Here is a 13,419-nt window from a genome sequence, read left to right as displayed (position 1 = left end):
AAAACACGCTGAAGGGTCAGCGTGTTTCACTTTTATTAGTGGTTTGCGACTTTTTCAAGTCCACCTGGTTTATTATGAATAGCTATTTTTTCAACTAACTTGTTACTTTCTTTATTTAAACCAATGAGGTTAACCTTTACTCCGTTTTGGTGATATTTGATGACCACTTTATCGATGGCTCCAACTGCAGAATCGTCCCATAAATGGGCTTGAGTTAGATCTAAAGTTACTTCTTTTACATCTTCAGTAAAGTCAAAACTCTCCACAAAATCAGTGACAGAAGCAAAAAATAACTGACCGGAAACACGGTAAATCTTTTTATGTGAGCCTTCTGATGCCAAAGTTGTTACCTTAACTTTTGAAATTTTTGAAGCAAAGAAAATGGCACTTAGAATGATTCCGATTAAAACACCCTTTGATAAGTCATGAGTCATGAGGACCGTAATGACAGTTGCAATCATCACTAACGTATCGGTTAAAGGCGTTTTGTGGATCGATTTCAATGCTGACCAATCAAATGTCCCAATGGAAACCATAAACATGACCCCTACAAGGGCAGCCATTGGAATTTTAACAAGAAAACCATTTAGTAAAATAATTAAGATCATTAAGAAAGCACCGGCAACAAACGTTGACAGTCTTCCTCTACCACCTGATTTAACATTAATAACCGATTGTCCAATCATCGCACAACCAGCCATACCACCGAAAAATCCAGATACGATGTTAGCTATTCCTTGTCCTCTTGCTTCCCTATTTTTGTCACTTTTCGTATCTGTCATATCATCGACAATCGAAGCTGTTAATAAAGACTCAACTAGACCAACAATCGCAATTGATAAAGAATATGGGAAGATAATCTGTAGGGTTTCAAAATTAAATGGAATATTAGGAATTAAAAAGATAGGTAATGATTGAGTTAACTTTCCTAGATCTCCAATCGTGCGAACATCACTACCAGTAAAGATGGCAATAACCGTAATGACGATAATCGCTACTAAAGGCGATGGAACTGCCTTTGTAAAACGAGGCAGTATATAGATAATCGCTAACGCCCCAGCTACCATTGCATACATAGCCCAAGACTCACCAACAAAGTGTGGTAACTGTGCGGTAAAAATTAGGATAGCTAACGCATTTACGAATCCTATCATTACAGAACGTGGGACGAATTTCATTAACCTTCCAAGCTTTAACGCTCCCATAACAATTTGAATCAATCCTGTCAAAATCGTGGCAGCAAGTAAATATTGCAATCCATGGTCAGCGACAAGAGTCGTCATCAGTAAAGCTGTTGCCCCTGTAGCAGCAGAAATCATCCCTGGTCTTCCACCCACAAAAGCTGTCACAACAGCAATACAAAAGGATGCATACAAACCAATCATCGGGTCTACACCTGCGATGATCGAGAAGGCAATGGCTTCCGGAATTAGAGCCATCGCTACGACCATTCCCGCAAGCACATCCCCCTTAATGTTCCCAAACCACTCATGTTTCATTGTATTTAACTTCATTAAGCACCTCTCTCCAACACTTCACCACATTAACGCACCGGGGGTCTGACCCCCGGTGCGTTAATGCGATAAAGCTTTTATTATATTGTTTTTGACTTTCAACTCTCATGAAAGTCGGGGTCCGTTGTTAACAAAATAGAGTATATATAAATGTGACAGATTTGTGAAATTGAATGGAAGCGGAAACATCCGTATTTTCCTTAACTATTCTCGTCATTCCTTCCATTTTCGTTATAGGTTTCATAAATTGAAATTATCATTTGGAAATTAGAGGCAGTTTAAACAAGATAAAAAATAAAAGAGCTTCTCTGCAACAAAAGAATGTTGACAGAAGCCCTTTTCACTTTCTAACTTTATACCTTTATACATTTGAATTCATTTTTGATTGTTGTTCAGAAAACCAACGGGTCGCTCTTTTCTCCATTTCCGAGACAAATGGTTTCTTTGCTGGGCTATAATCACTTGTGAGATTGAATCGCTGCGTTAGCTCTTCTTTAAATTGACTATACCTAGCTACTTCCTCAGGATGGGCTCTTAAATAATCACGAAATATGATGTGCCGTTCGATTTGCGGATTATCGAATTGATAAAAATGAATGTGATGGGTTCTTTCTTCTCCACCTTTTCGAAATAATCTTCTACCGGCTATACCCCAGTCTCCTGCAACGTCGTACCCGAGAGATGCCATCCTGTCATTAAAAGTATCAATCTTATCAATATCTTTTACGATACACATCATATCAATAACAGGTTTGGCTTTTAGGCCTCGTACGGAAGTGCTTCCAAAATGTTCAAATCTTTGTATTTCATCACCAAAAATCGATTGGAGAATTTGGACTTCATCCTGAAATCTTAGAGCCCACTCTTCACTAAACTCAGATAAACGCACTTGCATATGTATCCCCCTATCACTAATCACTTTTCTATACATATAAAAAACTAAGAGATTAGCTCTGCTGAAATCTCTTAGTCCTGTAACCGTCTATTTCACAATTAACACTGGACAATTTGCCCGTTTTGCGACTTTGTGACTTACACTTCCCAACACAAACTCCTGAAAAACATTTAATCCTCTGCTGCCAATCACTACTATATCAAATTGATGTTTATTGGCATAATCTACGATAGTTGGACCAGGCTCTCCATGCAATATTTTTATTTCGTACGAAACTTTAGATTCCTGGGCGATTCGTTCCACATCTTTCATTCGTGCTTTTCTTTTGTCCTCAAAATTAGCCGAATTCCAATTTTGAAGAACATCCGATTTTACTTTATCATGATCAACTACATATATGACTTCAATTTTGGAGTTAGGGCTACTTTTGGCAATATGAATAGCATTTTCAGCAGCACGTTTGGAATGCTCCGAACCGTCTGTTGCCAACAATATCTTTTTGTACATATTCCATTCCCTCCCTTACTTTCTATTTCTTTATTAACCCAAAATATTCCTGTCTAAATAATCGTCCAGCATCCTTTTTTCAGTTATATTTAAAAAGTTGAATCCAAAATCCATTTTTAAACGCCTTATAGATGTAAACCTAGAGGAGGTGTTTCAAATCGAACATACACAGTATTTGATCAAACAAATTCAAAATGGGAATCAAGACGCTTATACAGAACTGATTCATCCACTAATCGAAAAAGCTTATAAAACTTCTTATTACCTATTAAAGTCCAAAGAGTATGCAGAAGAAGTGGTGCAAACTGCGATGATCGAGGCTTATTCCAATATCATGCAAGGGAAGGAATTTCGAAATTTCCCAGCCTGGTTTCATAAGTTAGTTTCATCTAGAACCTATGACCTTATTAGAAGAGTGACTCGTGAACGGAAGGAAACACTGGATGTTGAATTAACAAATATTACGCTGAGCCAAACAACATTTGATCATGTAGTTGATTCTGAAACAAAACATGAAATTAGTGATGCAGTGTTATCACTTGAAAAAGAAACGTATCGAAACGTCATCGTCATGTACTATTATCAGGATCTATCTATTTCAGAAATTGCCGAGATTATGAATCTAAATAAATCAACGGTAAAAACACATTTAAGAAGAGCACGAGAATCGATGGGGAAAAAATTAAAACTCAAAAAAATGATAGAGGTGAACTAAATGCTAAAAGTCGATCATCTTTTAAAAAGAGAAAACGAAGAAAGTTTACAAAACATTGAAGTTCCTTCATCACTCTATTCTTTTGCCGAGAAGGTTCCTGAAATTTTCAAGCAAGAATATCAAACAATTACTAAAAAGCCTGTCAATAAACGATGGGAGAAGAAAGCAATTTCCTGGGCTGCTGCCGCTGCCATCATAACTTTTGCCGTCGGTCTTTCTTCGGACGTGATTGCTAATTATTTCGAAAATGTACCATTTATAAAAATGGAGAAACAAGAAGGCTTTAAAGAGAATTTTAGCAATATGCTTCATGCAGCAAAAAATGAGCAGTTTACCTCTATCGGGCAAACAGTTGAAGATCATGGTATCAAAATGGTTATTACCGATGCTATTTACGATGGCTCTCAAGTGGCGCTAAGCTTCTCTTTCCAAACGAATAAAGAAATGAATCACGTTTCTTCTTCTAAAATGAAATTACTTTTTAATGGAGACAAGGAAAGCTGGTCATCTATACAGGATTTTTCCAAAGTGAATCAAAATGAATATACCGGAGCTATGAAAATCTGGGTTCCTGACACGAAGGTAAACAAAGAAAAATTAAATGTAGAACTACAATTTTCTGAAGTATTAGGTACACAAGGAAAATGGAATTTTGACCTTAACTTAAACAAAGTCGGACAGACATTCACAACCGGCTCTTCCCTTCCCCTACAGGACATGGATCTACGAATTGATAAAGTTATGTTCACTCCATTAAAAGTAGAAGTAACCTCAACGGGTAATGATGTAAAAAATGTCATCATCAACTTGAAAACTCCTGAAGGGGTGAACTTGGCTGCGATTGATAGTTTTGAAAAAGAGAAAGAAAAGAGGTTCCAATATCAACCGATTAACTCAATCCCTCAATCGGTCATTTTAGAGGTGACAAAAGGAGGAACTACAAAAACAGTTATCCTCCCATTAAGTAAATAAAGTTGAAGTATTACGATTCCATTTAAGCAGAAATATAAATTTTCCAGAAAAAACGTCTTTCCGTTAGGAAAGACGTTTATCTAATTCTAATAGAAGTTTATTGTTTTCTTGTATATCTTGATAAATACCTTCAATTTCGGTTGAAATGGTATTCTCTTGTTCTTTTATAGATTTAAGCTGCTTCGCTGCTTCTTCCTGTTGGTTTGTAATTAGTTTCAATCTGTTGGCTAGTTCTCCACTTTCTGATTGTATGGAAAGAATGCCTTCAGAAACAAATTTTAATTCCTCATTCTGATCCTGTACTTTTGTGTTCATTTTATGCATAACATGATCAAAATCATTAAAGGATGAGAAACTTTTATTGATTTTATCTTCAATTCCATCTAATTGATCAGATATTTTTTGAGAGGCTTCCGCCGAGGCTGTTGCAAGCTTCCCTACCTCTTGTGCTACGACTGAAAATCCTTTACCTTGTTCACCTGCACGAGCTGCCTCAATAGATGCATTTAGCGCTAGGATTTTGGTTTGTGCAGCAATACCAGAAATGGTAGAGCTTATCGTTCCGACTGTTTGAGTTAAATTCACAAGTTCTTTTAATAGGTTTGACGTTTCAACCATATGAGAAGTCGCTTGCTTATTATCATTGATAATCTCAATGGATTCTTCCACAACATGGTGAATTTTATCGGTATAGGTGTTTATTTTGGATTCCATCGATTCAAACACCGTAAAAAATTGCGATAAGTCATTGGTATTGCCTACAAATTCGTTTTCTAATTGATAAATGGAAGTAAAGTTATGGTTAACACTATTCTTTATTGTTTGAGTAGATAAATTTATATCATAGAAAGTTTCCTTTAATGCTTCAACAAAAACAGTTGAGTCACGATTGTTATCACTTAATTCGTTTTCCTGATTCGAAGGCTTAATTTCCTGTACCTTGGTTAAGATATCTTCAATGGCAGGTCGATCAAATTGAGAATCACCTATGTAGCTATAACAAATCGTATGATTTTTATCTAAAATATAGGTACTTGGTATGGCAATACGAAAACTATCCCATTTGATTGGCACAAACACTTCATATTGTTTAATAACCTTTCGATCCTCATCAGAAAGAATCGGAATTTTGATACCTTCATGCTCCACAAAAGTTTCAATACTCTTTAAGTTTTGACCTGCAATTCCTAAAAGTTGAACGCCTTTTTCTTGTAGTAACTCAGAATATTCATTCAGCTGAACCAGCTGTTTCCGACAATTAGGTCACCATGTTCCTCTTAAAAATGTAATAATAACAGGCTGACCAGCAAAGTCTGATAAACGAAATGTCCGATTAAAAGTTGCTGGTAGATTAAATTCAGGTGCTTTTTCCCCAACACGTAAACCTTTATTCGCCAAGAGATCACTTCCTTCCACTACGAATTCAATAACAAGTTAGTCATGTTATTATCGGATTAAAATTTATATTTGTTTAGACATTTATATTTAGAAAAAGGACTATTGGAATAACAGCCCCTTTTCAATTTGTTATCAAAAAAACTCCATATGATGTTTATCTTGATTATAGTAATCCAATCGATCTTGCAAGGTCCCTGTATGGAATTCAAATTTATGGCCATCAGGGTCAGTAAAATAAATCGACTTTCTATCTCTATCATCTCTTGGTCGACCCGTTAAAATGTTTACTTGTAATCGAGTTAATTTTTCAACCATTTTATCGAAATCCGTTGCATCTATCGAAAAGGCAATATGAGTATAAGAATGAGCAATTTCATTACGCGGAATACCTTTTTCAACGTTCAATGCCAACCATATACCATTCAAATCAAAATAAGCTGTACTTCTGCCCTTAACTAATAATCTGGCATCCAACACATCTTGATAAAATGAAATGGATTTTTCTAAATCTGAAACAGAAAATAAAAAATGATTGATGCCTTTAATGGTCATGCGGACACCTCCTTTTCTTGATTTTAAGTGAATTGCACTTTTTTTCGTATTAATGATAAGGAAATAGCAAAACTATAGTTAAAAGAGTTAGGAGGTATTCTATGGGATTTGTAGTCTTTTTCTTCGTATCATGGCTTTTTATTTCTATCTATTCGACGATTAAGAAAAGGCTATCAATAGTTGAAAATACCTTTGTTTTTCTAATCATACTGATTATTAGCATTAATTACTCATGGATTGTTATAGAAGAATTAAAGTTTGTATCCGTTTCAAAAAACCGCTTGGATTACGCATCATTTCTTCTAAATCGGAGCATTAATATCCCTATGTTAATCATTATCCACTTAAATCTATTGCAATGGTGCAAAACTCTAGTAATGAAAACAGTTGTTATTCTTTCTACGGTAGCCATATTAACTGGTTTAAGCATCTTTGCGAACCATATGAATATGAGTAAATATGAGCATTGGAATTTTGCTTTTGATGCTATTTTCTTTATGTTTTTAAGCTTAATTGCCATCTTGTTGTATAAACTATATGCCAAAGTCACTCTAAATGCGGTGGATTATTCATGATACTATGGGAAAGTTTTGATAAAAATGAAATATATATTCTAAGCATGTTGGTGATTGCATATGTTGCTTTGTTTCTTTTCCCCAAAAAATTACCTCTTAAGCTGACTATTTTGTTTCTAGTTTGGGGATTTGCAAGTTCCACTTTGTTTGATTTTACAATTGGTGGCGGCTTGCTTGATTATTACAAAGTCAACGATTCCAATAAGTATGAATTGACCGATTTATTATCCTATTTTTTGTTTGCACCGTTTAGCTACTTTTTCATTTATTTCTATGTACGTTTTAAAATCAATAAAAAGAGGTTCATTTTTTATATCCTTGGATGGTGTATCATAGGGCTAGTTATGGAAAAAGTGTCTTCCTTTATGGGTGTTACCCATTATCAACATGGCTATAAAATTTATTATTCATTTGTAGTATTTTTAGTTGTCCAAACAACAACCGCACTTTATTATGAATTAGTCAAAAAGCACCTTAAAAATTATTCCTTATAAAAAGAGAAAGCACTCTTTTGTTATTCAATAAAGAGTGCTTTTCTTGTTTATGCCAAGTTAGAAAACTCTTCTACCAATTCGTTGAAACGGTTAAGCGCATTTTCGATTGGGGTTGGTGTCGTTAAGTCTACACCAGTCTTTTTTAATAATTCCAACGGATAATCTGAACTTCCGCTCTTTAAAAATTCTAAATACGACTCTAATGTTTGCTTGTCGCCTTCTAAAATTTTAGTAGCTAAATGGATCGCAGAAGCAAAACCAGTTGCGTATTTGTAAACGTAGAAAGGTCGATAGAAATGCGGGATTCTTGACCAACCATACTTTACTTCCTCATCAAAGATAATCGCATCTCCATTGTACTCTCTAAACAAAGCTTCATAGGTCTGATTGAAGACCTCTACATTTAATGGAACTCCCTGTTCTGCCAATTCATGCGTTCTCTTTTCAAATTCCGCAAACATAACCTGTGTAAAGAATGTTCCTTTGAATTGATCAATAAAATGATTGATTAAGTGCTTTCGAACCTCTTTGTCTTTTTCGGTGTTTAATAAGTAATTAATTAATAAAACTTCATTGACTGTTGATGCTACCTCCGCAACAAAAATACTATAACGTGCTGTAATTTGCGGCTGATGCTGAGAGCTTAGCTTGCTGTGAACCCCATGTCCACACTCATGTGCCAACGTAAATAAACTATCTAAATCATCGCGGTGGTTCAAGAGAATATATGGATGCACTCCATAAATACCAAGATTGTAGGCGCCTGAACGTTTCCCTGGCGTCTCCCTTACATCAAGATAACGTTTCTCTTTAAAATCTTTCAAGGTATTGATATATTCCTCCCCAAGAGGTGCTAATCCCTTTAACATGATTTCATAGGCTTCGTCATAAGGAATCACTTGTTTGACACCTTTTACTAAAGGTACATTCAAATCATATTGGCGAAGTTCATCTAACTGCAGCTTTTCTTTTCTAATTTCGGAATAACGATGCATTGGAGCAATATTTTCCTTTGTTGCTTTAATCAGATTTTCATAAACCTCTTTAGGTACGTTATCACTGAAAAGTGCTTTTTCTAATGCTGAAGGATAGTTCCGAACTTTTGACATGGTCACATTGTTTTTAATGGCTGCAGAAAGGGTAGAAGCAATCGTATTTTTCGACTCTACATACGGTTTGTAATAAGATTTGTATGCTTCACGACGCTTTTCCCGGTCCTCGTCTTCTATTAATTTAGAATACATTCCTCTTGTTAGCTCAACCTTTTCACCATTCTCACTCGTTACTTCTCCGAATTTAATATCAGCATTATTGATCATGCCGAAAGTGTGACTAGGTGCAGACAGTGCTTCTCCTAACTGTGATAAAAGCTCTTCCTGATCCTTGTTTAATACATGTGCCTTATAGCGGAACGACTCTAATAAATCCTCTTCAAAATATTTCAATCCATCTTCTTCTGCTATGTATCCTTTAAGCGTCTCCTCTTCCAAACTTAAAAGAAAAGGCATAAAGAAGGAAGTTGCTGCACTTACTTTGATACTGAGTGCTTTTACACGATCCAACAGGGCTTGAGATGAAGTCACTCTCGTATCTTCATCCACCTTCAACATAGAATAGGCATATAGATGATTTAGTTTATAGGACAATTCTTCTTGTTGTTTTAAAAATTGGAAAAGGCTTTGGCCATTGTGGATGGCTCCATCATATTTCTTTAATTCATCCTTTAATTGATCGATTAGCTGAAAATCTTCTTCCCAGTTATTTAAATCGCTATAAATATCTTCTAGGTTCCATTTTTCAAGAGTGGGTACTTCCGCTCTGGAAGTATATGTAGTCGTAGTCATGGGTACGACCTCCTTCTAATAGTTTGACACAAGATTATGAAAGTTCAGTATTATTGTATACCTTTTTGGGATTATGTTCTAATATTTAAGTTTTTCCACCATTCTTTCAAAAATAAAAATCCTCACCCTTTTTTTGGGCTGAGGACATAACTATTAAGAGGTAACATTCTTTCTATCTGTTTTCTCAGGATGATTTAAATTTAAAACTTCCATAGTTTCTAATAAAGCCAGATTTATATTAGAGTTTTGTGCTGCATGAAATAATCTATCCATCATCTCTGTTGTCTCTTTGTAATATGGAGGATTATCAAATGTTTTGTAATGGATAGGAACTAATGTTTTGGCTTTTAATAGATTTGCTGCTGAAACAGCTTGTTCTGGATTCATACATGCGATTTGACCACTTGCTTCCATAATTGGGATATCTATTTCGGCCCCATTAATGGGTAAAAAGGCCATATCAAAAGGTCCGAATAACCTTTCTATTTTCCACCAATATCCATGCCAGAGAGTATCACCACAATGAATGATTTTTTGGGTTCCCCCTTCTACGATCCATGCAACCTGTTCTGATCCAAAGCCATCCATTGACCAAGTAGCAGTTATCTGTAATTCTTCAATATTTAGGCTCTCCCCTATTCCTACACCTATTACATTAGTAAGTTTTGATTTTTTAACTTCTTTAACTGAATCATAGGAAACATAAACCGGAATATCAGTACCGAAAGTTTCAATAATACTCTCTGGATCAAAGTGGTCATCGTGTAGATGAGTAATGAGAATAGCCGCTATTTCTCCCAGGTCTGAAAACTTAATTAAATTTTCCTTTGGATTTCCTCCCAGTTGAAAAAATTTCTTAGGGTTTTCAATAGGATCAATTAGAATACTAGTTGTGCCTAAACTAACTTTTATACCCGCCCATGATAATTTTTGAATGAACATGAAAGATCCCTCCCAATTAAAAAAAGTGTGGAAAATTGTTCCATGTAAGTATTTTATCAATAGTGAGTATTTTTTTGCAACTTAATATTGATTTGAAATTTAAAGGTATTATAAAATAAAATAAACAATTCATTCACGGTAGAAATGAAAGGGAGAAATTATGGGGAAACAATATAACTTACCTTGCAATATTGCAAAAACATTAGATCTAATTGGGGATCGTTGGACTTTACTAATTATTCGTGAATTAATGACGGGTAGAAAAAAGTTTAATGAAATGAAAGAGGAATTAAAAGGTATTGCTCCTAATATCTTGTCTGAACGATTAAAAGCTCTCGAGGAAGCAGAGATTGTAACTTCAGATTTGTATTTACATCATCCCCCACGCCTTGAATACGAACTTACAAAGAAAGGGAAAGATTTAAAACATGTCTTAAATGCAATCGCTATTTGGGGAAACCAATATTTTGATAAGAAATATTTTGAGGTTGTTCATTCGGAATGTAATCACGAAGTTGAAATTACCTATCATTGTCCACATTGTAAGAATAATACTAGTGATTATCATTATAAATTTCTTGAAAATTAGAAGGATGCTTAAAGGAAACTTATCCAATTAAGGTTTAAATATCAAGAAGTTGATAAATTTTTAAAGCGGTTGATAACATTGAAAAATAGGTTGATAAAGTGGCGTTTTCGGTTGATAAATTTTCCAAAGCGGTTGATAAGTTGCTTTTTCAAAAAAATCTCCGTTAAAAAGAGTACTGTATTGGGTATACAGTACTCTTTTAGTAGATGTTTTATTAAATTTTAATCAATGCTGGTATATCTAAAACCTCATTTAGGTTTTTAACCACAAAATTTGGCTTCGAATCTCCTGTGGCCGCCTTGCCTTGTCTGTTTAACCAAACACTGTTAATTCCTACCTGGTTGGCACCAAGAACATCGCTTGTTAAAGAGTCCCCAACATGAAGAACCTCCTCTGGCGAATAGCCGCTAAGCTCCAGAGCATGGTTAAACATATCACGGTGAGGTTTATAAACCTTCACATCTTCACTCGTGACAACGCCATCGACTTTAATGTTCAATAATTGGATGGCTTCCATAATATCAGAGGAATCCACATTAGACAAAATATAGACAGGAAGAGTATTTTTTTCAAAGAACTCAACTGCATCCTCATAAATAGCCGGGCTTTTCCATTGACTAAACATGAGTTCGAGCAATTCTTCTTCCTTTGCACTGGATTGGAAATGGGCAAGCGTATTTTGTAATGAAGTGGTACTTACATCCCTTTGTTTGAGGAATTTCTCACCATGGCTGTTGTTTAATACTTGATTAAACTGCTTCATCCAATAATAGCCGATTTCCTCAAAGGAGCTTTCCGTATCGGATTCTTCTTTGATTTTATGACATATCTCAATGAGAGATGCCTCTTCTTCATGAACAACCGTTCCATAAAAATCTAAAAAGATTGCTTTTATTGCCATTTCATTACCCCTTTCCAAGTTGCACTCATGATGTACATTCTACCCCTTTTCTGGATAACCTTCTAACAATTTGCTTATTCACTTTCAACAAATAAAGATATCTTTTCACAGCAAATTTTAATAAAATAGAAGTACTATTTAGATAATCGAAATAATATAAAAAGTTAGGAGGAGGGGAAATTTCAATGGGTACACCTTTAATAAAAGACGCACCGTTACAAAGCGGAATAAATAAAGAAAAAATCTGGACACGTGATTTTACTTTAATATGTCTTTCAAACTTTTTTATTTTTCTTGGATTTCAAATGACTTTACCGACCATTCCCCTATTTGTTGAAAAATTAGGTGGAAACGACCAATTAATTGGAATGGTTGTTGGAATATTTACATTCTCAGCCCTTCTCATAAGGCCTTACGCTGGCCATGCTTTGGAATCATGGGGCCGACGTAAGGTCTATTTGCTGGGATTAGCGATATTTGTGATTTCCGTCGGTACATACGGAATTGTAGGGAGCTTATTCTTTCTATTTCTCATGCGAATGGTTCAAGGCTTAGGCTGGGGCTTTTCTACAACGGCATCCGGTACGATTGCAACCGATTTAATTCCTGCTAAACGACGTGGCGAAGGGATGGGATATTACGGTTTATTCGGTAATTTGGCTCTAGCGTTCGGACCCACACTTGGATTATTTTTGGCAGGTATCCTAACATTTACACAACTGTTTTTTATATGTGCAGCTCTTGGCTTAATCGCTTTAGTCTTATCATCACAGCTAAGGTTTAAAAAAGTGGAGCAGCCAAAACAAAAGACGGCAGCAAAAAAATGGGATATATATGAAAAAAGTGCCATTCGACCGTCTATCCTCTTATTTTTTATTACATTTACATTTGGCGGAATCGCTGCCTTTTTACCGTTATACACCACGCAAAAAGGCATAACAGGGATACAATGGTATTTCCTTTTCTATGCAATGGCCTTAATGTTGACGAGAACATTTGCAGGAAAGATTTATGATGAGAAAGGTCATAAGGCCATTTTTCCTCCAGGTGCACTCCTTATTATCATTGCCATGCTCTTTCTAGCTTGGTTACCAAACAGCTTAAGCCTATATGCGGCGGGTGTATTGTATGGACTAGGATTCGGGATGATCCAACCTGGATTACAAGCATGGTCAGTTGAAGCTTCTCCTGCTAACCGAAAAGGGATGGCCACTGCTACCTTTTTCTCCTTCTTTGACTTAGGAATTGGTGTAGGGGCAATGGTATTCGGGCAAGTAGCCTTTTTATTCGGATACTCCAGTATTTATATAACAGCTGCTATCTCCGTCACTGTTGCACTCCTGCTTTATTATCTATTATTAGGGAAAGCTCAAACCAAACCATTATAAAGAAAGTGTCAGGCTTAGATAAGAGCCTGACACTTTTTCTATATTCCTAGATGAAATATTTATTTTTATGCTGTATTAATCATCAAATGGCATTCATAAAATGAAAACACAACCTGTCCATTAGAAAGGAATT

General features: G+C 35.5%; 14 protein-coding genes. 6 read left to right on the top strand and 8 right to left on the bottom strand.

Going from position 1 to position 13,419, the window contains the following annotated elements; all coding sequences use genetic code 11:
- Positions 1 to 35: 35 nt before the first annotated feature.
- The 3 genes from ACSBPO_RS03910 to ACSBPO_RS03900 all read right to left on the bottom strand — a co-directional run bounded on the left by ACSBPO_RS03910 (position 36) and on the right by ACSBPO_RS03900 (position 2,916).
- A complete protein-coding gene (locus ACSBPO_RS03910) occupies positions 36 to 1,514 on the bottom strand; it encodes a SulP family inorganic anion transporter (protein ID WP_442598770.1) in 1,479 nt (492 codons plus the stop codon).
- A gap of 361 nt (positions 1,515 to 1,875) precedes the next feature.
- Positions 1,876 to 2,409, bottom strand: a complete 534-nt coding sequence (locus tag ACSBPO_RS03905; protein WP_442598769.1) for a GrpB family protein — start codon at positions 2,407 to 2,409, stop codon at positions 1,876 to 1,878.
- An 87-nt stretch (positions 2,410 to 2,496) separates the two neighbouring features.
- The gene (locus ACSBPO_RS03900; protein ID WP_442598768.1) at positions 2,497 to 2,916 is read right to left on the bottom strand and encodes a universal stress protein; all 420 of its coding nucleotides are present in this window, start codon (positions 2,914 to 2,916) and stop codon (positions 2,497 to 2,499) included.
- 148 nt (positions 2,917 to 3,064) lie between these two features.
- Here ACSBPO_RS03900 and ACSBPO_RS03895 point away from each other — a divergent pair, with 148 nt between their 5' ends.
- Positions 3,065 to 3,631 carry an RNA polymerase sigma factor gene (locus ACSBPO_RS03895; protein ID WP_442598767.1) on the top strand — a complete coding sequence of 189 codons (567 nt, stop codon included), beginning with the start codon at positions 3,065 to 3,067 and terminating at the stop codon, positions 3,629 to 3,631.
- Entirely contained in the window at positions 3,632 to 4,603 is a 972-nt protein-coding gene (locus tag ACSBPO_RS03890) for a DUF4179 domain-containing protein (RefSeq protein ID WP_442598766.1), read from the top strand. It abuts the gene before it with no gap.
- Between the two features lie 63 nt (positions 4,604 to 4,666).
- Here ACSBPO_RS03890 and ACSBPO_RS03885 read toward each other — a convergent pair whose 3' ends face one another.
- Both ACSBPO_RS03885 and fosM read right to left on the bottom strand, forming a co-directional pair.
- On the bottom strand, positions 4,667 to 6,019 hold the full coding sequence (locus tag ACSBPO_RS03885; RefSeq protein ID WP_442600307.1) for a redoxin domain-containing protein: 1,353 nt from the start codon (positions 6,017 to 6,019) through the stop codon (positions 4,667 to 4,669).
- Positions 6,020 to 6,133: 114 nt separating this feature from the next.
- Complete coding sequence (fosM, locus tag ACSBPO_RS03880) at positions 6,134 to 6,553, bottom strand: FosM family fosfomycin resistance protein (protein WP_442598765.1); 420 nt, start codon at positions 6,551 to 6,553, stop codon at positions 6,134 to 6,136.
- Between the two features lie 101 nt (positions 6,554 to 6,654).
- Between fosM and ACSBPO_RS03875 the strand changes: the two genes are divergently transcribed.
- Both ACSBPO_RS03875 and ACSBPO_RS03870 read left to right on the top strand, forming a co-directional pair.
- Positions 6,655 to 7,128, top strand: a complete 474-nt coding sequence (locus ACSBPO_RS03875) for a hypothetical protein (RefSeq protein WP_442598764.1) — start codon at positions 6,655 to 6,657, stop codon at positions 7,126 to 7,128.
- Positions 7,125 to 7,622 carry a hypothetical protein gene (locus ACSBPO_RS03870; protein ID WP_442598763.1) on the top strand — a complete coding sequence of 166 codons (498 nt, stop codon included), beginning with the start codon at positions 7,125 to 7,127 and terminating at the stop codon, positions 7,620 to 7,622. The genes ACSBPO_RS03875 and ACSBPO_RS03870 overlap by 4 nt, the downstream gene beginning before the upstream one ends.
- 47 nt (positions 7,623 to 7,669) lie before the next feature.
- On the opposite strand, the gene pepF is transcribed toward ACSBPO_RS03870, so the two are convergent.
- Entirely contained in the window at positions 7,670 to 9,466 is a 1,797-nt protein-coding gene (gene pepF / locus ACSBPO_RS03865; protein ID WP_442598762.1) for an oligoendopeptidase F, read from the bottom strand.
- Positions 9,467 to 9,619: 153 nt separating this feature from the next.
- Entirely contained in the window at positions 9,620 to 10,408 is a 789-nt protein-coding gene (locus ACSBPO_RS03860; protein WP_442598761.1) for an MBL fold metallo-hydrolase, read from the bottom strand.
- 160 nt (positions 10,409 to 10,568) lie between these two features.
- Between ACSBPO_RS03860 and ACSBPO_RS03855 the strand changes: the two genes are divergently transcribed.
- Positions 10,569 to 10,997 carry a winged helix-turn-helix transcriptional regulator gene (locus tag ACSBPO_RS03855; RefSeq protein WP_442598760.1) on the top strand — a complete coding sequence of 143 codons (429 nt, stop codon included), beginning with the start codon at positions 10,569 to 10,571 and terminating at the stop codon, positions 10,995 to 10,997.
- Between the two features lie 214 nt (positions 10,998 to 11,211).
- On the opposite strand, the gene ACSBPO_RS03850 is transcribed toward ACSBPO_RS03855, so the two are convergent.
- On the bottom strand, positions 11,212 to 11,898 hold the full coding sequence (locus ACSBPO_RS03850; RefSeq protein WP_442598759.1) for an HAD family hydrolase: 687 nt from the start codon (positions 11,896 to 11,898) through the stop codon (positions 11,212 to 11,214).
- Between the two features lie 185 nt (positions 11,899 to 12,083).
- On the opposite strand from ACSBPO_RS03850, the gene ACSBPO_RS03845 reads away from it, so the two are divergent.
- A complete protein-coding gene (locus tag ACSBPO_RS03845; protein WP_442598758.1) occupies positions 12,084 to 13,286 on the top strand; it encodes an MFS transporter in 1,203 nt (400 codons plus the stop codon).
- Positions 13,287 to 13,419 lie beyond the last annotated feature (133 nt).

It is taken from the genome of Neobacillus sp. D3-1R (genome assembly GCF_052180215.1).
In the GTDB taxonomy this organism is placed as follows: domain Bacteria; phylum Bacillota; class Bacilli; order Bacillales; family Cytobacillaceae; genus Pseudoneobacillus.
This window is presented reverse-complemented; position numbering and strand designations above follow the sequence as displayed.

Coding starts and splice junctions, on each gene's coding strand:
- ACSBPO_RS03910 (WP_442598770.1), bottom strand. CDS start 1,514: ATGAAGTTAAATACAATGAAACATGAGTGGTTTGGGAACATTAAGGGG.
- ACSBPO_RS03905 (WP_442598769.1), bottom strand. CDS start 2,409: ATGCAAGTGCGTTTATCTGAGTTTAGTGAAGAGTGGGCTCTAAGATTT.
- ACSBPO_RS03900 (WP_442598768.1), bottom strand. CDS start 2,916: ATGTACAAAAAGATATTGTTGGCAACAGACGGTTCGGAGCATTCCAAA.
- ACSBPO_RS03890 (WP_442598766.1), top strand. CDS start 3,632: ATGCTAAAAGTCGATCATCTTTTAAAAAGAGAAAACGAAGAAAGTTTA.
- fosM (WP_442598765.1), bottom strand. CDS start 6,553: ATGACCATTAAAGGCATCAATCATTTTTTATTTTCTGTTTCAGATTTA.
- ACSBPO_RS03875 (WP_442598764.1), top strand. CDS start 6,655: ATGGGATTTGTAGTCTTTTTCTTCGTATCATGGCTTTTTATTTCTATC.
- ACSBPO_RS03870 (WP_442598763.1), top strand. CDS start 7,125: ATGATACTATGGGAAAGTTTTGATAAAAATGAAATATATATTCTAAGC.
- pepF (WP_442598762.1), bottom strand. CDS start 9,466: ATGACTACGACTACATATACTTCCAGAGCGGAAGTACCCACTCTTGAA.
- ACSBPO_RS03860 (WP_442598761.1), bottom strand. CDS start 10,408: ATGTTCATTCAAAAATTATCATGGGCGGGTATAAAAGTTAGTTTAGGC.
- ACSBPO_RS03855 (WP_442598760.1), top strand. CDS start 10,569: ATGGGGAAACAATATAACTTACCTTGCAATATTGCAAAAACATTAGAT.
- ACSBPO_RS03850 (WP_442598759.1), bottom strand. CDS start 11,898: ATGGCAATAAAAGCAATCTTTTTAGATTTTTATGGAACGGTTGTTCAT.
- ACSBPO_RS03845 (WP_442598758.1), top strand. CDS start 12,084: ATGGGTACACCTTTAATAAAAGACGCACCGTTACAAAGCGGAATAAAT.